Source organism: Micromonospora sp. NPDC050417 (assembly GCF_044458865.1).
GTDB lineage: Bacteria > Actinomycetota > Actinomycetes > Mycobacteriales > Micromonosporaceae > Micromonospora_G.
On the sequence record NZ_JBITIH010000002.1, the window covers coordinates 161,669 to 179,385 of the forward strand.

Genomic DNA, 17,717 nt, shown 5'->3' on the forward strand with positions numbered 1-17,717 from the left:
CGGAGAGCCGTGCCCGGGCAGCCGGCGGAGACCCATGCCCGGGCAAGCCGGCGGAGAGCTATGCCCGGACGGCCCACGGAGAGCCGTGCCGGCGGAGAGCGTCGCGGGCCGAAAATTGACTGGGCCGCCGAATCGAGGGAACATCCGCCGATGACACCCTGGGTGGGATGTCTGGGGGCGGGCCGGCTGCCTGCCCGGGGCGGGCAGGGCCGAACCGATCACCCTGGCCGGGGCGGGAGTGCGTGGGAGGCTCGACAGCCCTCGCGCGGCGGTGCCTATCGGTCGAGCGGCACTCGTTCTCGATTACGCCGTTCTCAATCGGCAAATAGGAAATATGGCGCTGATCCGACGACCTTTATCAGCATTCAGTTTCCATATCAGGACGGAACGTAGCAAACTAGGCGAGGATTAACGGATACTGCGCATATCGACATTTAATGGTCGATATTCCGCTTGCCGGGCCATACGATTCTCCCGTCGAACAGCAACGATCGAAGCGCCGACCCCCTCCCGCTTCATCGGTACGACGAGAGAGGACACGGACATGCGTGCTACCGACTGGCTCTGAGCAGAGGTACCCGACAACAACTGCGAGTCGTAGGCTGTCGAGACATACCGTCACCAGAGAAATACCGAGTGGCGACAAAGGACTGGTATGACTCGGACTGAACAGGACGACACTGGGACCGATCGGCGGCTGGTGCTGCTTGTCGGTCTCGTCGTCGTTTCTGCTGCCATAGCCGCAGTAATCAGCATCCGTGATATATCGACCCACGGAATTCCCACCTTCGACGACCTCGCCACCGCCGCCAAACTGACCTTTCTGGTGGTTGTCGGCGCAACGGTCAGCGTGCGGATACGAATCCGCTCGACCCCGCACGGCATCTCCTGGACCGAGGTCGCCGTCCTCGCCGGCCTCGCGTTCGCCCCCACTCCCTGGGTCATCCTCTGCACCGGACTCGGCGTGGGCATCGCCCGGGCAATCGTCCGGCTCGCCCCACTCAAACTCGCCTTCGGCGTCGCGAAGGACATGCTGCTCGCCACCGCGGCCGGACTGGTGTTCCTGGGCCTGGGCTGGTCCTGGTCGGACGAGCAACCGCTCTCCGAGCGGATCGTGCCGCTGATCGCCGCGTACCTGGTGGTGGTCGTGCTCGACGAGGCGCTGACCCTGCCCGTGATCTCGCTCGCCAGCCGGGTCAGCCTCAGCAAGCTCTTCTCCCGCCACTGGGACCTCCGGCTCGCCAGCGGTATCGCCCGCCTCCTGGTGGTGGGGTCCATCGTGCTGATCCTCCAGGCCGACAAGAGCCTGTTGTTGATCATCCCACCACTGGTGCTCAGCCTGCACCTCGCCTACTCGTCCCGACTGCGCAGCCGGGTCGAACGCGACGCCTGGCAGCAGTTGGCGCGGGCAACCGACGCGCTCAACGACGTCGACCTCGACCAGGTCCTCCGCACCGCCGTACAGAGTGCGGCCGACCTGTTCAACGCCGACCAGGTCGAGGTCACCCGACACGACGGTGGACGGACGGTACGGGGCGACAGCACCACCATCACCCTCGACGGCCCCACCGACGAGCCGCTACCCAGCACCGGAACCACCATCACCACCCCGCTCCAGGGGCACGACGGTGTGGAGATCGGGCTGCTCCACCTCTGGTTCCCCGGCCCGATCCAGCTCTCCGAACGGGAGCGGTACACCCTGCGTACGTTCGCCTCGGCGCTCTGCACCGCGATCCGGAACGCAACCGCGTACGCGGAACTGACCCGGGTCGCCGACGAACACGCGCACGCCGCGTCACACGACGTACTCACCGGCCTGGCGAACCGACGCCATCTACTGGAACGGGGCACCGAACAGTTGGACCGGCGGCACGCCGACGGCCTCGCCGCGGTGCTGCTGATCGACCTCAACCACTTCAAAGAGGTCAACGACACGCTCGGGCACCCCTCGGGCGACCGCGTCCTGATCGCGGTGGCCGACCGGCTGCGGGCGGTCGCCGGCCCCGACGACCTTGTCGCCCGGCTCGGCGGTGACGAGTTCGCCATCCTCATCAGCGGCCTGCCCGCCCCGGCAGTCGCCACCCACCGGGCCGAGAGGCTGCTCGCCGCGCTCCACGAACCGATCGAGCTGGACGGCATGCGGATCAGCGTCGAGGCCAGCGGCGGAATCGCGGTCGCCCCCGGCGCCGGTGGGATGCCCGAGCTGCTGCGCCGCGCCGACGTCGCGATGTACCAGGCCAAACGCGCCGGGCTGCGGCTCACCAGCTACGCGGCCAGCCGGGACACCGCCGACGTCGGCCGCCTCACCCTCAGCGGAGACCTCTCCCGCGCGGTGGCCGAACGCGAGTTCACCGTCGACTTCCAACCGATCGTCGACCTCTGCACCGGCGCCGTCGTCGCGGCCGAGGCACTGGCCCGCTGGCAACACCCCACCCACGGCACCATCGACCCGCTGCGGTTCCTCGACGCGGTCGAGCGATCCGGCCTCCTGCCCGCCTTCACCGGCGCCGTCCTCGACCAGTCGATCGTCGCCGCCGACGAATGGCAGGCGGCCGGCTTCGACCTGACCGTGGCGGTGAACGTCTCGCCCCGCAGCCTGCTCGACGCGAGCTTCCCCAGGGTCGTACTCGACCGGCTCGAATCGCACGGCCTGCCGCCCGAACGGCTGGTCCTGGAACTCACCGAGAACCTGACACTCAGCCAGCTAGAGGTCGTCGACCGAGTCCTCGGCCAGCTCCGCGACGCGGGCGTACGGCTCGCCCTCGACGACTTCGGCACCGGCTACTCGTCGCTCTCGGTCCTCTCCCGGATCCCGGTCCACGAGCTGAAGATCGACCGTACGTTCGTCATGGCGATGGAGACCTCCGCCGAGGCGGTCGCCGTGATCCGCTCCACCGTCGACCTCGGGCGCAGTCTCGACCTGCTGGTCATAGCCGAGGGGGTGGAGAGCGAGCCGCAACGGCGGGCCCTGTGGGAGTTGGGCTGCACCGCAGGGCAGGGTCACCTCTTCGCCCGGCCGATGGCGGCGACCCGGATGCTCGCCGCGCTCCGAAGGGGGGCCGACGGCCGGTCGGGAACGCTCGCCCAGCCGCTGCACGACGAGGGTTCGGTGATCCGGCTGTCCCCGGGTCGACGTACCGGCCTGCGACACACGGACCGTCTGCCACACTTGCCCGCGTGATCCCCCAGAACTGGCGAACCCACGGCCGCCGCTTCTGGCACCGGCTCGACTCCGCCGCCGGCGGGCTCGCCGCCGACCTCGGGCTCTACTCGGCCTCGGCAGTCTTCGCCGCGGTCACCGCCGCCACCTCCACCTTGCTGCCGCACCGTGCGTGGGGGACGGTCGCCACCGCCGGTTACCTGGTCGCCGCGCTTGTCGTCGTCGGACAGCTCATCTTCCGTCGGCGCGGCTACACCCGGCTGACCGGCACCGGCGCCCGCGCCGCACTCACCGCGGTGACCTGGACGACCACCGCACTGTTACCGATGGTGTGGCAGAGCGTCGAACGGGCTGCCGGGCGTACCGACCGGGCGCAGGAGGAGGTTGTCGTGATCGAGCACGCCGGCATCCGGCTCCTCGACCACGGCACCCCGTACCTCGGCCCGGACGCGATCCGGGCACTACCGGCCGGTGAGCAACTGCTCGGCTACACCCCGTACCAGCCGGGTATGGCCCTGTTCGGCCTGCCCCGAGGGCTCGTCGGCGACATCTGGTGGACCGACGCCCGGATCTGGTTCGCCGTCGCCACCGCCGCCGCCCTGGTCCTCGCGATCGTCACCGTGCGAGGTGGCGGCGCGGGTCCGCGCCGGCTGGTGTGGTCGGCCGACCAACCGCCGCCGGGCACCGCGCGCGACTCGGCCCTGGTACGCGCGGCGCAGCTCGCCACCGTCCTGCCGGTCTGCGCGCTCACCCTCGCCACCGGCGGTGACGACCTGCCCGTTCTCGCCCTCTGCCTGCTCGCCCTGACCCTCGCCGCGACCCGACGCTTCGGTGCCGCCGGGGTGGTGATCGGCCTCGCCGGTGCGTTGAAGCTCTTCGCCTGGCCGGTCGCCCTGGTGCTGATCGCGTACGCGGCGACCCACGGAAGGCGGAAGGCGACGTGGTTCGCGGCCGGGGCGATCGGGCTGCCCGTGGCCGCGCTGATCCCGGTGCAACTCGTGGACTCGGCGGCGCTGGTGGAGAACGTGTTCCGCTTCCCCCTCGGGCACGGCGTGGTGACCAGCCCCGCACAGTCGCCCTTCCCCGGCTACCTGATCGCCTCGGCACTGCCCGCCGGTCGGGTGATCGCCGCCGCACTGCTCGTCGCGGCCGGACTCGCGATCGCCGTACGGTTGCTCCGCCGGCCGCCGCCGACCGCCGCCACAGCCGCCCTGATCTGCGGGTACGGGCTCCTCGCCGCGATCGCCCTGATGCCCTCCACCCGGTTCGGCTACCTGCTCTACCCGATCGCGTTCCTGGCCTGGGCGCCCGCCCTGCGGCTCGGAGAGACCCGTTCGGAAGGCGTCGCCGACCCGGCCACCCCGACCACGGCGGCGACCGGCACATGATCCGCAAGGCGACCGAGCCGCACGGCGGACCCCCATCCGGCGCGCTCCCCAGCGACCGGCTGCCCTGGGATGTGGTCGCGGCGGTGGCGCTCGGAGGCGCGCTCGGCTCCGCCGCCCGGTACGGCGTGGGCGTGGCCTGGCCAACCCCGCCGGGGCATCTGCCCTGGGCGACCCTGGTCATCAACCTGACCGGTAGCGCCCTGCTCGGCGTGCTGATGGGATTCGTCACCGCCCGGATCGCGCCGCATCGGCTGCTCCGCCCCTTCCTCGGCACCGGGGTGCTCGGCGGGTACACCACGTTCTCCACGTACGCGGTCGAGACCCGTGGCCTACTCGACACCGGACGGCCCCTGCTCGCCGCCGGGTACGTGTTCGGCACCCTGGCGGGTGCGTTGGCTGCCGTCTGGCTCGGCGGTTGGCTGGTCGCCCGGATCGGGCCGAAACCATGACCCTGCTCCTGGTCCTGGCCGGTGGGGCGGTCGGCGCGCCCTGCCGGTTCCTGGTCGACCGGTTCGCCAGCCGGCTGCTGGGCGGCACCCTGCCGTGGGGCACGCTCATCGTCAACGTGGTGGGCTCCCTGGTGCTCGGACTCCTCGCCGGCCTGGGCGGCAGCGTGCCCGGATGGGTCGGCACTCTTCTCGGTACGGGTTTCTGCGGTGCGCTGACGACGTACTCCACTTTCAGTTACGAGACCGTACGGCTGGCGGCCGGCGGTCCCGGGGGGCGACTGCGGGCCGTGTGCAACGTCGCCGCGACGCTGGTCGCCGGACTCGGCGCGGCGGCCCTCGGCTGGTGGCTCGGGGGGCTGCGTTGAACCCCGTCAGGCGGGATCTGGCGGGCTGAACCCCGTCAGCCTGGACCCTGGCGAGCTGAACACGGTCAGCCTGGACCTGGCGGGCTGGACCGACGGCTGGACCCGGATCGTCCTGGCACGCTCGTGCCCAGCCAATCTGGCGCGACTGGCGGGCGGGACAGGCCGGTGAGGCGTACACCTTGAGGCATGACCACGACCTACCGGAACCGGGCCGACGCGGGTGCCGATCTCGCGGACCGGCTGGCCGATCTCGCCGACCGGTCCGACAACACCGTGCTTGGCCTGGTACGCGGCGGCGTGCCGGTGGCCGCCACGGTCGCCGAACGGCTCGGCGCTCCCCTGGACGTCCTGGTCGTACGCAAACTCGGCCTGCCGCAGGCCCCGGAGGTGGCGTTCGGTGCGCTCGGCCCCGGCGGGGTCAAGGTGCTGAACCCGGAGTTGGCTGACCATGTCGACCCGGAACAGCAGGCCGAGGTGGTACGCCGGGAAACCACGGAACTGGAGCGCCGGGAGCGGCTGTACCGGGCGGGTCGACCGCCGCTGTCGCTCGACGGACGTACCGCGGTGATCGTGGACGACGGGCTCGCCACCGGCGCGACCGCCCGCGCCGCGGTGGCGGTCGCCCGGCAGCTGGGCGCGCGTCGGGTGGTGGTGGCGGTGCCGGTGGGCTCGCCTGCGGCGTACCACGCTCTCGTCACCGAGGCGGACGAGGTTGTCTGCCCGCAGCGTCCGGACGACTTCGGCGCGGTGAGCCGCTACTACGACGACTTCCACGAGGTGTCCGATGGGGAAGTAACGGCCATGCTCGGTGGGTGAAGGTGACTTGACCCGGTACCTTCGAGTGATGCATCTGACATGTCCGAAGTGCCAGGGCGACATGCGCCAGTACGAGCGCAGCGGCGTCACCGTAGACCAGTGCAGCGAGTGCCGCGGGATCTTCCTCGACCGCGGTGAGCTGGAGAAGCTTTTTGAGGCCGAGGCGAACTGGAACCAGCAGGGCGGCACCCCGCCCCGGCAGCCGTCCGCGGCGCCGGCTGGTGGTTACGCACCGCCTCCGCCTCCGCCGGGTGCCGGCTACCCGCCGCCCCCGCCCGCCCCGGGGCAGCACCAGCCCGGCTACCCCGCGCCCGGCCACGCGCCGCCGCCCCCGGTCACCCACGGCTACCCGCCGGCCCCCGTGTACGGGCAGCAGCACCAGGGTTACCACGGGCACTACCGGCACAAGAAGCGCAAGAGCTTCCTGAACGAACTCTTCGACTGACCTTCGGTAACAATCCGAACGGTTGACCGAACGTGGCGCCCGGCCAGGGCTTTCGGGCCCTGGCCGGCGTCCGTGTCGAGGCGTCGGTCAGACGGTCGCCATGTCGGTTCAGACGATCGCCACGTCGGTTCAGACGATCGCCATGTCGACGAAGCGGGAGAGGTGCAACTGCGCCGCGACGGTCACCGTGTCGGTGGGGCCGTTACGGTGTTTCGCGACGATGAAGTCCGCCTCGCCCGCGCGCGGTGACTCCTTGTCGTAGTAGTCGTCGCGGTGCAGCAGGATGACCACGTCCGCATCCTGCTCAATCGAGCCAGACTCCCGCAAGTCAGACAATTGGGGTCGCTTGTCGGTGCGTTGCTCCGGACCACGGTTGAGCTGACTCACCGCGATGACCGGGCACTCGACCTCCTTGGCCAGCAGCTTCAGTCCCCGGGACAGCTCCGCGACCTCCTGCTGACGACTCTCGGTCCGCTTCGGCGAACTCATCAGCTGGAGATAGTCGACCACGATCATCTTCAGGTCGTGCCGCTGCTTGAGCCGCCGTGCCTTCGCCCGGATCTCCATCAGGTTCATGTTCGGCGTGTCGTCGACGAAGAGGGGGGCCTCGCTGATCTCGCCCATGCAGCGGGCGAGTTTGGTCCAGTCGTCGTCGGAGAGCTGCCCGCTGCGCAACACGTGCAACGGCACCCGGGCCTCGGCCGAGAGCAGCCGCATCACGATCTCGACCTTGCTCATTTCGAGCGAGAAGATCGCCGCCGCCTGGTTGGCCCGGATCGCCGCGTTCCGCGCGAAGTCCATCGACGCGGTGCTGTTGTGTGTCGGGATCATCGAGCGGCCAGCCAGGTACAGGTGGTGGTCGTTGTCGACCGTCACGCAGCGGACCGGCACACTCGGCACCGGCCGCACCGCGACGACGAACCGCCGATCGGCGTCGAGAGCCGGTACGGCCTCCCGCCGGGTACGGTGCGTCTGCCCCTGCTCCGACACCCGGAACACCTCGTCCCGGGTCGAGAACGTCACGGTGTAGCCGCCGGACCGGGCCTTCGTCGGCTGGTGGGACCGCTCCGGCGGGGTGACCGAGCAGTGGTAGCCGAGGCTGACGACCAGTTCGGTGACGTCCTCCGCTAGCCGGGCCGAGGCGGTCACGTAGCGGATCTCGCCCCGTGCTCCCACCGTCGCGCTCTGGTCGAGCAGTCCGGCCAGCAGGGCCCGACGCTGCACCTCGGCCGCTCGCAGGTAGGCGGGGGGTATCCGCTGGTCCCGTGCCTCGCCGGACGGGGCGAGCAGCTCGGTGATCGCGGGTACGTGGTGGCGCTTGCCGGGCTGCGATCCGTCCCCAAGCCAGACACCGAGCGCGTACGGCGGCACCGGCAGTTCGCACTCGGGCAACCGGAGCGGCCTGGTGTTCTCGACCGCGTGGTTCGGCCGCCGTGGCGGCGTGAGCGGCCCGGTGGTGCGTCCGTACGGGGACACGGCGACACGGGTGGTTCCACCCGGCGTCTCCGCACCGTACGCGGCTGGCTCGTCCGTCGCCCAGAGCGTGGTGGCGATCTCCGTGGTGGTGCGTACGCCGTCCGTGGAGGACGCGGTGTGGCCGCCGGCCGCCGCGCCACCCGCGGTGCCGGCCATCCCGACGGCAGCCTGGCGTTCCGCGAGGGTGGTGGTCTGCCAGAGGTGCTCGGCGTCGGCGATGATCCGGCTGCCGTCGGAGAACTCCACCTCGTAGCAGGGGCGGTCGTACCTGACCTCGAACGCGGCGGTGACGGTGGTCGGCTGCCCGTCGGCGCCGAGTAACCGGTCACCGACCGTGACCGCGCCCATCGTGGTCCAACCGGTGGGAGTGGGCAGCGGCGTGTCGAGGGCGAGGGCCTTGCCGAGGCCGGGACGTCCGGCGACGATAATTAGCTGACCCGGGTGAAGCCCGTTCAACAATCGGTCCAAATCGGAGAAACCGGTCGGTACGCCGGTCATCACTCCGCCCTGGGCCCCCACTGCCTCGATCTCGTCGAGCGTGGGCTGGAGCATGTCGGCGAGGATCGCGAAGTCCTCGCTCACCCGCTTCTCGGTGACGTCGTAGATGGCCTGCTGGGCCAGGTCGACCACGTCGTCCACGTCGCGCCCGCCGCCGGCGGCGGAGCCGTACCCGAGTTGGACGATGCGCGTGCCGGCCTCGACCAGCCGGCGCAACACCGCCCGCTCCCCGACGATCCGGGCGTAGTAGCCGGCGTTGGCCGCGGTCGGCACGCTGGCGATCAGCGTGTGCAGGTACGGCGCCCCACCGATCCGGGCCAGGTCCCCGGCATCGGCCAGCGCCGCCGCCACGGTGATCGAGTCGGCGGGCTCCCCGCGACCGTAGAGGTCGAGGATCACATCGAAGATCGTGGCGTGTACGGGTCGGTAGAAGTCGTTCGTCTTGAGGATCTCCACCACGTCCGCGATGGCGTCCTTGGAGAGGAGCATTCCGCCGAGCACGCACTGCTCGGCCGCGATGTCCTGCGGCGGGGTCTTGTCGAACTGGCCGTCGCGCTGGGCCGGCGGGCCTGCGGGGGGTCCCGCCGACCTGGCCTCCGCGCGGATTTCATCGCTGACCGACACCGACTCCCCCTCCGCTGGATCGGCTGTCTCTGAGCGAACCGCCGAGGTGTGACAAGTTTTCGCTTCGGGCCAACCCTCCGATACGACCGGGGGCCATCGCGTCAGGGGCGGGGATCCGCGAGGTAACCATACGAAAGTCGAGGTCAGGACCCCAAACGCAGCGGTGGATGAGCCTCGGGACAACCTGTGGACAGTGGGCACCAGGATGTGCGCGGCCCTGTGCACAGGCTGTGCATAACGCCTGGGGAAGGTAGCCTGTACCCGCCGTGACTTGGGCCTACTCCGTCCCCACGGTGTGGAGAAAGAAAACTCCAGGGAGATCCGTCCGAGCTGGCATGATTTTGTCGGCATCGACATGTCTGTCTGGACGGTCGATTGCCATTCGATCTCAGAAAGGTCACGCTCCGGCCGTGGACTATCGGGACTGGGGGCGCGGTGAGTCCACCCGCCCCGTGCGGCGCCCAGCCGACGCCTGGGTCGATGACGGTGATCCTCGCCCTGGTGACCCCCACTCGCACACCGGCGAGGGATACCAACCCCCCGGTCGTGACCGGGGGGCGCGTCGCAGTGATCCCGACCGATACACCCCCACCTGGGCACGGGAGTCGTCCAGCCCGGATCGCGACGAGAGCGGCCGGCACCGTGACGACGACGAACGGGCCCCGCGTTGGTCGGACACCCCTCGGGGCGTCGACCTGCCCCTCACGAAAGCGCCCCGGACGAACGGGCGGGACAGCGGCGGCCCGGCCACGGACTACTGGACCGCGCCGACCGGTTGGTCCGACACCGAACCCACCACCACCGGACGGCGACGCCGGGCCGAGACCGAAGCCGCGCAAGAGCGTCCGCGCGGCACGGGCCGGCACGCCGACAATCTCGACGGCCGCTCCGGAGATCGCCGCACCGGCCAGGAGGACGGGTACGCGCAGCGGCGCGGCCCGGCGACGGACACCGGGCGGACCTGGGCCGACCGAAGCGACGACGGCGCCCGCTCGGAGAGCACCCGCACCGGCGGGTCGTCGAGTGGCGGTCGGCGGCGTTCGGACCGCCGTGATCGTGACCGGTCGGACAATCGGCCCGCCGACCGTCGGGACGACCTGACCGACACCGGTCGGTGGAGCACCAGCGAGGCCCGAGGCACCGGTAGGGGGAGCACCGGCGAGGCCGGAGGCACCGGTAGGTGGAACACCGGCGAGGCCGAGAGCGCCGGTCCGAGGAGCGGCAGCGAGGGCACGGGCAGCCGGCAGTGGAGCCGGACGGGCAGGCCACGCCGGGACGACCGCACGGCGGAGACCGGACGCTGGGACCAGTTCACGGATACCGGCGTCTGGCACTGGGGCAGCGAGGATCGTCCCGAGCCGCCACCGGAGCCGACCCCTGGTCGGGGTGGCGCCCGGCGCGCCGAGCCGGACAGACGCGCCGACCGGCGGGAACGTGGTGGTCGAGCCGAGTGGTCGGGGCCGCGTACGACGGCGGGCACGGGTGACCCGGTAACCGGGCGACGAGGCCAGCGACCCGCCCCGGATCCCGAGCGAGGTACGGCCGCCCGGTCGGACGAGGGCGCTCGGTCGACCCGTGACCGGAGCCGGCGCGGCCGTACCACGGACCAGTCGGCGGCGGGTGGACGGGCGACCGGTGCCGACCCGGCGACCGGTGGCCGGAGTCGGGACAGGTTCACCGAGACCGGTCAGTGGAACCGGGTGACCGAGGTGGGCGAGGGACACCGGCATCAGACCTCGGACACCGGCCAGTGGGACCGGATCACCGACACCGGCCAATGGGACCGTTTGGACGAGACAGACCGCCCGGACCGGGAGGCGGAGCCGAGGGTGTGGAGTTCGTTCACCGACACGGGCCAGTGGGACCGGTTCACCGACACCGGCGTCTGGGACCGCAGCGAACTGGACGCGCTGGACGAGCAGGAGCGCCGGGCCGGCGGCCCTTCCTGGCGCGACCGGGGCAGCGACTTCTGGTCCGGCGCCCGGTTGGCCGACGACGACCCACGCTGGATGGAGACTCCCACCTCCGCGCCTCGGTCGCCGGCGGTCGCCTACCCCCGTCCGCCGAGGATCAGGCCACCGGACGATCCGACACCGACGACAACGGGGAGCCGGGTCGCCGCAATGCCGGCCGAGCCGCGCATCAGCCGGAGCAAGCGGGGCGGTCCGAGCGTCAGCCAGGTCACCAGGAGCAGCCGCACCACCCCGGGTGGTACGCCCGATCCTGCCGTGCCGCCCAGCCGGAGCAGTCGTCGGCTCGAAGAGGACCTGCTCGACACCGAGCCCGGCACCCATCTTGCCGCAGTGCTCTACACCGCCGCCTGGTACGCCGTACCGGTGCTGGTCTTCTTCATCTGGCTGGTGACACTGGACAACAGCCCGCCGCCGGGTTGTGTCACCGATCCCGCTGGCGGCGGGTGCGATTCGGACCGGGCCCAGGCGCTCACCTCCATCCTCGGCGCCGCGCCCCGCTTCGGGGCCGCCCTGATGGGGAGCCTGGTGGTGGCCCTACTGCTGCGCTGGGTCAGCAAGGCATGGCGGCCGGCGAGCCTCGGGCTCGCCTCGGCAGTGGTCGGCGGAGGTCTCTCCACGGTCCTGTACAGCGTGATCACGGGCCAACCACTCGGCTGAACATGCGTCGGGCCCAACCGACAGCGCGAGGACATCGGTGCCACACACGAGTGAAGGCCGTGCCCGTACGGGCACGGCCTTCACTCGTCAGTTCCGGACTAGCGTCCCTGCACCACGTTCAGGTCGAACTTGGCGGTGACCTCCGGGTGCAGCTTGACCCGCACCGCGTACGCACCGATCGACTTGATGTGGCCGGGCAGTTCCAGCCGGCGCCGGTCGAGCACGGGGCCGCCAGCGGCCTTGACCGCGTCGACGACCTCGGCCGGGGTGACCGAGCCGAAGAGGCGGCCACCGTCGCCGGCCCGCGCCTTCAGGCTGACCTTGAGCCCTTCGAGCTGGCCCTTGACCTCGTTGGCGTGGCCGAGGTCGCGGATCTCGCGAGCCGAACGGGCCCGCTTGATGACCGTGACCTGCTTCTCCGCGCCCTTGGTCCAGACGATCGCGAAGCCCTGCGGAAGCAGGTAGTTCCGGCCGAAGCCGTCCTTGACCTCGACGATGTCGCCCGGAGAACCAAGACCGGACACTTCCTGCGTCAGGATGACCTTCATGTCGGCGTCTCCTCTCAGCGGGCCGTGGCCGTGTACGGCAGGAGCGCCATCTCACGGGCGTTCTTGACCGCACGAGCGATCTGGCGCTGCTGCTGCGAGGTAACCCCGGTCACCCGCCGAGCGCGGATCTTGCCGCGGTCGGAGATGAACTTCCGCAGCAGCGCGGTGTCCTTGTAGTCGATGTAGGTGATCCCGTCCTTGTCGAGCGGGTTCACCTTCTTCTTCGGCTTGCGCAGTGCCGCAGCCTTTGCCATTGCTCTTGCTCCTGGTTTGCGATCTCGAGCGCTCGGCGGCGCCATCAGAACGGAGGCTCTTCGTCGAAGTTTCCGCCGCCCGAACCGGAACCGGAGGAGGCCGGGGCTGCCGTGGCCCACGGGTCGTCGAAGTTGCCTCCGCCGCCCTGGCCACCACCGCCACCGCCGGAGGCGCCGAAGCCGCCACCGCCACCGCCGGAGCGCGACATCTTCTGCACCTTCGCCGTGGCGTACCGCAGCGACGGGCCGATCTCGTCGACCTCCAGCTCGATGACGGTGCGCTTCTCACCCTCGCGGGTCTCGTACGACCGCTGACGCAGCCGGCCCGAGACGATCACGCGGGCACCCCGCTGTAGCGACTCGGCGACGTGCTCCGCTGCCTGCCGCCATACGGTGCAGGCGAGGAAGAGCGGGTCGCCGTCCTTCCACTCGTTCGTGGCCCGGTCCATGAACCGGGGCGTGGATGCGATCCGGAACTTGGCGACCGCCGCGCCGGACGGGGTGAAACGCAACTCGGGGTCATCAGTCAGGTTGCCGATGACCGTGATGGTGGTATCTCCTGCCATGACCAACTCCTCGCGCACTCATCAGACTCCGTCGTAAGGCTGCCAGAGCCGTACGACAGAGCCCTGAGGCTGATCCGGGCGTGCCGGGAAAGAACGCGCGTCAGCGCGTTTCCGGCCGGATGACCTTGGTGCGCAGCACGGACTCGTTGAGTCGCAGCTGACGATCCAGCTCAGCCACCGCAGCAGGCGTGGCCTGCAGGTCGATGACGGCGTAGATGCCCTCGGCCTTCTTGTTGATCTCGAACGAGAGGCGCCGGCGGCCCCACACGTCGAGCTTCTCCACCGAGCCACCCGCAGTGCGGATCACGTTGAGGTACGTGTCGAGCGACGGGGCGACGGTGCGCTCCTCGAGGCTTGGATCGAGGATGACCATGATCTCGTAATGACGCAAGACGTGCTCACCTCCTATGGGCTAGCGGCCACGGTCCTTCCGTGGCAGGAGGTCGTGCGTCGTTGCCGCGTACTCCGGAGGGGGGACCCTCGGGCACATGGACAACCTGACCAGGATACCCGGTGGCGTACCGAGACGTTCACCGGGCGTACGGGTGTTACCAGGGGCCCCTTCCCGTCTCGGATCGACGGGAAGGGGCCCCTCCTTGCAGAGCCGCGGGGCGCCCTATCCGCATTCTTTGGGTGGGACCTGGGGAGGAACGACCACACCGATGAGGTTGGATAGGAGGCGCCCCGCGGAGCCTACTGAGTTGTCATCTTACGCCACAACAGTCCGTGTTGCTCGTTGAGCGACAATAGCCCGAATTGCCCCAGCACTGACTCCCACCACGCACACCGTGGCGACCAGCGCGAGCAAACCGGTGAATCCGGAGTTCCGGGACGATCCACCGGATCCGGGAGATCCCGCTGCCGGGCTCGCGGACCAGGCCGACCAGCGGGCACTCCCCTCCGCCGCGCCGGGCCGCGCGACGGAGGGGGCCCATTGATCAACGTCAAAGGTACGTTCGAACGGCGACACCACGTCCACCCGCACCACCGAACCGGCGGCGACCCGGCAGCCCGACCGCGGCGAGGGCACCCTCGTCGAGTCGGTCCGCCCCACGGGTGCGTGGCGGAGACGAAGCAGGTGGTTGCCCCCCGAGTCGGTGTCGGAGGCGCTGTCCCGTCCGGAAGCGCCGGCAACCGGGGCGCCGACCGCGACCGCCGCCGCCAACGGCGGCGCGCCAGCGAACAACGCGGCGACAGCCACGGTGGCGCGACGGTGACGGAGCAGCGGCGGCACTTCTTCATCCCTTGGTTCGGCAGTGCTTCCAGACCCGGTCCGAAACTGCCGGACCATGAGTCTCACCAGTGCTAACGACCAGCCTCGCGGGCGGTAACGCAGGGTGCCGGAACGCCTGCGCTACGAGGTCCGGCGGTCTGCCGCGATGTCGCACACGGCGTCGGGACGTAGGCTCGCCTTCATGCGTATCGGAGCCCACGTCGACTCGGCGGACCCGTTGGACGAGGCCACCCTCCGGCAGGCGGACACGGTGCAGTTCTTCCTCGCCGACCCGCAGGGGTGGAAGCCACCGGAACCCCGCGCCGACGCCGACCGGTTACGCGCCGCCGAGGTCGACGTCTACATCCACGCGCCGTACGTGATCAACGTGGCGACGCTCAACAACCGGATCCGCATCCCCAGCCGCAAACTGCTGATCGAGCACGCCAACGCGGCTGCCACGGTGGGCGCGCGAGGGTTGGTCGTACACGGCGGGCACGTGAACAAGGGCGACGACCTCGCGAAGGGTTTCGACAACTGGCGGAAGACCTTCGCGTACGCGGCGGAGTCCGGTGGTTTCGCCACCCCAGTGTTGATCGAGAACACCGCCGGTGGTGACAACGCCTGTGCCCGCCGGTTCGACTCGCTCGCCCGGCTGTGGGACGCCGTCGGCGAGTACGGTGTCGGCTTCTGCCTGGACACCTGCCACGCCCATGCCGGCGGTGAGGACCTCCTCGACATCGTGGACCGGGTCAAGGCGATCACCGGTCGGATCGACCTGATTCACGCCAACGACTCGAAAGACGGATTTGATTCCGGCCGCGACCGGCACGACAACCTCGGGCAGGGAAACATCGATCCGGACCTGGTCGTCGCCGTGATCCGCGCCGCTGGCGCACCCGTCGTGGTGGAGACACCGGGCGGGGCGGAGGGGCAGCGCGCGGACATCGCCTACCTGCGTGAACGCGTAAGCGGCGAGCAGCACGCGGGTGGTAGGGGAAGAGCCTGATGACAACGAACCAGTCGAACATGACCGACGTTCCCGCCGAAGCAGCCGACCACGCAGCTCCCGCCGTCAACGGAGCGACCAACGGCGGATCGGGCAGCAGCACCAACGGGTCGACCAGCGTCACCCCGCCCGCCAAGGGCACCAAGGCCACCTCGCCCGCCAAGAACGGCGAGGCCACCACCGGTGGCCAGTCCAGTGGGGTTGACCAGGCCAGCGAGAAGACGGACGACGCGAAGAAGGTCGACGCGGCTGGGACGGAGAAAGCGGCGGGCGACACCGTCATCGACCTCGGCACCATCGCCCCCGACGTCGCCGCCCAGCCCGTCGTGCGCCGGCCCTGGTGGCGGCGGATCGTGCCAGGACGTCGCGCCACGACCACCCCGGCCGGGTCTGCCGCGAGCGACTCGGTGGACCGATGGTCCGCTTTCGGGCCGGCACCGGAGCCCGTGCCCGGACCGGTCGGTCGGGTGGGCCGCGCGGTCGGGCGGGTGTTGATCCACGAGTGGACGTTGGCCAGTCTGGCCAGTCTGGCGTTGGCGGTCGTACTGACCTGGCCGACCCTGCGCTACCCGCAGCACACCATCGCCCAGGACATCTGGGACCCGACTCTCCAGGCATGGCAGATGTCCTGGTCCGGACACATCCTGCTGACCAATCCGGCACTGCTCTGGCAATCGAACGCGTTCTACCCGGAGTCGTGGAGCTTCGCCTTCTCCGACACCCTGCTCGGCTACGCGCCAGCGGGCATGATCGGAGAGGGTCCGGTCGCGGCGATCCTCCGCTACAACATCATCTTTGTGCTGGCGCACGCGCTCGCGGCGCTCGGCGCGTACGCATTGGTCCGCCAACTCGGCGCTGGCAAGATCGGCGCAGCGGTGGCCGGGGTCGCCTTCGCCTACCCGCCGTGGCTCCTCTCCCAAGCCGGTCACCTACATGTGCTCTCCAACGGCGGAATTCCGCTGGCGCTGGCGATGTTGGCGCGGGGACACGGCTGGTCGTTGCGACACGGCTTCCGGCCGGAACGTCGGCACGCCGGGTGGGCGCTCGCCGGTTGGCTCGTCGCGGCCTGGCAGCTCAGCCTCGGCTTCGGGATCGGCCTTCCGTTCGCGTACTTCCTGGCCGTGATCATGCTCGTCGCCGCGGTGACCTGGTTCGTCCGACGCACCTGGGTGTGGAAGGAACGGCGACCGCTCGGAATCCGGCTGCTGCTGGCTGACTTCTGGGGAGCGGTGATCTTCGCCGGAATCGGCGCACTGCTCGCCATCCCGTACTTCAAGGTCGCCGAGCTGCACCCGAACGCCAAACGTACGGTCGGCGACCTCGCGCTCTTCTCGCCGCCGCCGAGCGGATTCGTGGTCGCACCGCAGGAGTCGTTGATCTGGGGCCGGCTGCACGAGGCGGCGCGGGCCGGGCTGCCGTGGGCGCCGGAGAACACCCTCCTGCCCGGGTACGCCCTCTACGCGCTCGCCCTCGCCGGTTTGTTCTTCTCCATCTGGACCGTACGGCAGCGGTTGCTTCTGCTCGCCGCCACGCTGGTGACCGCCATCCTCGCGATGGGCACCGAGTTCTTCGGCGGACGCTTCACCTACCTGCCGCTCTTCGAGAACCTTCCCGGCTGGGACGGGGTACGTACGCCGGGCCGGTTGATGATCTGGACCACGCTGCTGCTCGGCATCCTCGGCGCCGGTGCGGTGAGCGCCTTCGCGCGGCGTGCCCGGGACATCTCGGCGGCGGAGCGGATCCCGCCACGTCCCGGCCCGTTGCTGCGCCTGGCGACCCTGCTGCCGCTCGCCCTGGTCCTGGTCGAAGGACTCAACTCGACCCCGACCCCGATCGTGCCGGCCCAACCCGCCGCGCTTCGTACGGTCGACGGGCCGATCATGGTCCTCCCCTCCGACCAGGGCACCGACCAGCACGTGATGCTCTGGTCGACCAGCCGGTTCCAGGACGTGGTGAACGGCGGCAGCGGCTTCACCCCGGAGTCTCTCGCGGAGGTACGCGAGCGGACCCAGACCTTCCCCGACCAGGGCAGCGTGGACTACCTACGCGGGCTCGGGGTGAGGACGGTCGTACTGCTCAAGGACCGGATCGCCGGCACGCCTTGGGAGCAGGCCGCCGAACTGCCGGTGGATCAGTTCGGGATCCAGCGCGAGGACCAGGGCGACACCATCGTCTACCAGCTCGCCCAGGGCTGACCCGGGCGCGGATCAAGCAGGCAACAGCACTGGCCCGGACCGCCGCGATGCGGTGGTCCGGGCCAGTTCGATTCGTACCCT

Annotated in this window: 15 protein-coding genes; 10 read left to right on the top strand and 5 right to left on the bottom strand. The window is 70.3% G+C overall.

Features of this window, described 5'->3' with window-relative positions; all coding sequences use genetic code 11:
• The first annotated feature begins 655 nt into the window (after positions 1 to 655).
• From ACIBF5_RS03360 to ACIBF5_RS03385, 6 genes are all read left to right on the top strand, one after another.
• Positions 656 to 3,181: a putative bifunctional diguanylate cyclase/phosphodiesterase gene (locus tag ACIBF5_RS03360; RefSeq protein WP_396807649.1), complete on the top strand. Its 2,526-nt coding sequence runs from the start codon at positions 656 to 658 to the stop codon at positions 3,179 to 3,181.
• Complete coding sequence (locus ACIBF5_RS03365; RefSeq protein ID WP_396807651.1) at positions 3,178 to 4,548, top strand: glycosyltransferase 87 family protein; 1,371 nt, start codon at positions 3,178 to 3,180, stop codon at positions 4,546 to 4,548. Before ACIBF5_RS03360 ends, ACIBF5_RS03365 begins: the two co-directional genes overlap by 4 nt.
• Positions 4,545 to 4,997 (top strand): fluoride efflux transporter CrcB, encoded by a 453-nt coding sequence (crcB, locus tag ACIBF5_RS03370; protein WP_396807653.1) that lies wholly within the window; start codon positions 4,545 to 4,547, stop codon positions 4,995 to 4,997. The genes ACIBF5_RS03365 and crcB overlap by 4 nt, the downstream gene beginning before the upstream one ends.
• A complete protein-coding gene (locus tag ACIBF5_RS03375) occupies positions 4,994 to 5,362 on the top strand; it encodes a fluoride efflux transporter FluC (RefSeq protein WP_396807655.1) in 369 nt (122 codons plus the stop codon). Before crcB ends, ACIBF5_RS03375 begins: the two co-directional genes overlap by 4 nt.
• 186 nt (positions 5,363 to 5,548) lie before the next feature.
• Complete coding sequence (locus tag ACIBF5_RS03380; RefSeq protein WP_396807657.1) at positions 5,549 to 6,178, top strand: phosphoribosyltransferase; 630 nt, start codon at positions 5,549 to 5,551, stop codon at positions 6,176 to 6,178.
• A 25-nt stretch (positions 6,179 to 6,203) separates the two neighbouring features.
• Positions 6,204 to 6,623: a zf-TFIIB domain-containing protein gene (locus ACIBF5_RS03385; protein WP_396807659.1), complete on the top strand. Its 420-nt coding sequence runs from the start codon at positions 6,204 to 6,206 to the stop codon at positions 6,621 to 6,623.
• A 129-nt stretch (positions 6,624 to 6,752) separates the two neighbouring features.
• Here the strand turns inward: ACIBF5_RS03385 and dnaB are convergent, their stop codons facing one another.
• Complete coding sequence (gene dnaB, locus ACIBF5_RS03390; RefSeq protein ID WP_396807661.1) at positions 6,753 to 9,221, bottom strand: replicative DNA helicase; 2,469 nt, start codon at positions 9,219 to 9,221, stop codon at positions 6,753 to 6,755.
• Between the two features lie 410 nt (positions 9,222 to 9,631).
• On the opposite strand from dnaB, the gene ACIBF5_RS03395 reads away from it, so the two are divergent.
• Positions 9,632 to 11,851: a hypothetical protein gene (locus ACIBF5_RS03395; RefSeq protein WP_396807663.1), complete on the top strand. Its 2,220-nt coding sequence runs from the start codon at positions 9,632 to 9,634 to the stop codon at positions 11,849 to 11,851.
• A 98-nt stretch (positions 11,852 to 11,949) separates the two neighbouring features.
• Here ACIBF5_RS03395 and rplI read toward each other — a convergent pair whose 3' ends face one another.
• The 4 genes from rplI to rpsF all read right to left on the bottom strand — a co-directional run bounded on the left by rplI (position 11,950) and on the right by rpsF (position 13,610).
• Positions 11,950 to 12,399 carry a 50S ribosomal protein L9 gene (gene rplI / locus ACIBF5_RS03400; protein WP_396807665.1) on the bottom strand — a complete coding sequence of 150 codons (450 nt, stop codon included), beginning with the start codon at positions 12,397 to 12,399 and terminating at the stop codon, positions 11,950 to 11,952.
• Positions 12,400 to 12,413: 14 nt separating this feature from the next.
• Complete coding sequence (gene rpsR / locus ACIBF5_RS03405; RefSeq protein WP_007073789.1) at positions 12,414 to 12,653, bottom strand: 30S ribosomal protein S18; 240 nt, start codon at positions 12,651 to 12,653, stop codon at positions 12,414 to 12,416.
• A 44-nt stretch (positions 12,654 to 12,697) separates the two neighbouring features.
• On the bottom strand, positions 12,698 to 13,237 hold the full coding sequence (locus ACIBF5_RS03410; protein WP_396807667.1) for a single-stranded DNA-binding protein: 540 nt from the start codon (positions 13,235 to 13,237) through the stop codon (positions 12,698 to 12,700).
• An 82-nt stretch (positions 13,238 to 13,319) separates the two neighbouring features.
• Complete coding sequence (gene rpsF, locus ACIBF5_RS03415; RefSeq protein ID WP_208810571.1) at positions 13,320 to 13,610, bottom strand: 30S ribosomal protein S6; 291 nt, start codon at positions 13,608 to 13,610, stop codon at positions 13,320 to 13,322.
• A gap of 691 nt (positions 13,611 to 14,301) precedes the next feature.
• On the opposite strand from rpsF, the gene ACIBF5_RS03420 reads away from it, so the two are divergent.
• From ACIBF5_RS03420 to ACIBF5_RS03430, 3 genes are all read left to right on the top strand, one after another.
• A complete protein-coding gene (locus ACIBF5_RS03420) occupies positions 14,302 to 14,436 on the top strand; it encodes a hypothetical protein (protein WP_396807669.1) in 135 nt (44 codons plus the stop codon).
• Between the two features lie 198 nt (positions 14,437 to 14,634).
• Entirely contained in the window at positions 14,635 to 15,441 is an 807-nt protein-coding gene (locus tag ACIBF5_RS03425) for a deoxyribonuclease IV (RefSeq protein ID WP_396807671.1), read from the top strand.
• On the top strand, positions 15,441 to 17,636 hold the full coding sequence (locus tag ACIBF5_RS03430) for a hypothetical protein (RefSeq protein ID WP_396807673.1): 2,196 nt from the start codon (positions 15,441 to 15,443) through the stop codon (positions 17,634 to 17,636). The genes ACIBF5_RS03425 and ACIBF5_RS03430 overlap by 1 nt, the downstream gene beginning before the upstream one ends.
• The last annotated feature ends 81 nt before the right edge of the window (positions 17,637 to 17,717 follow it).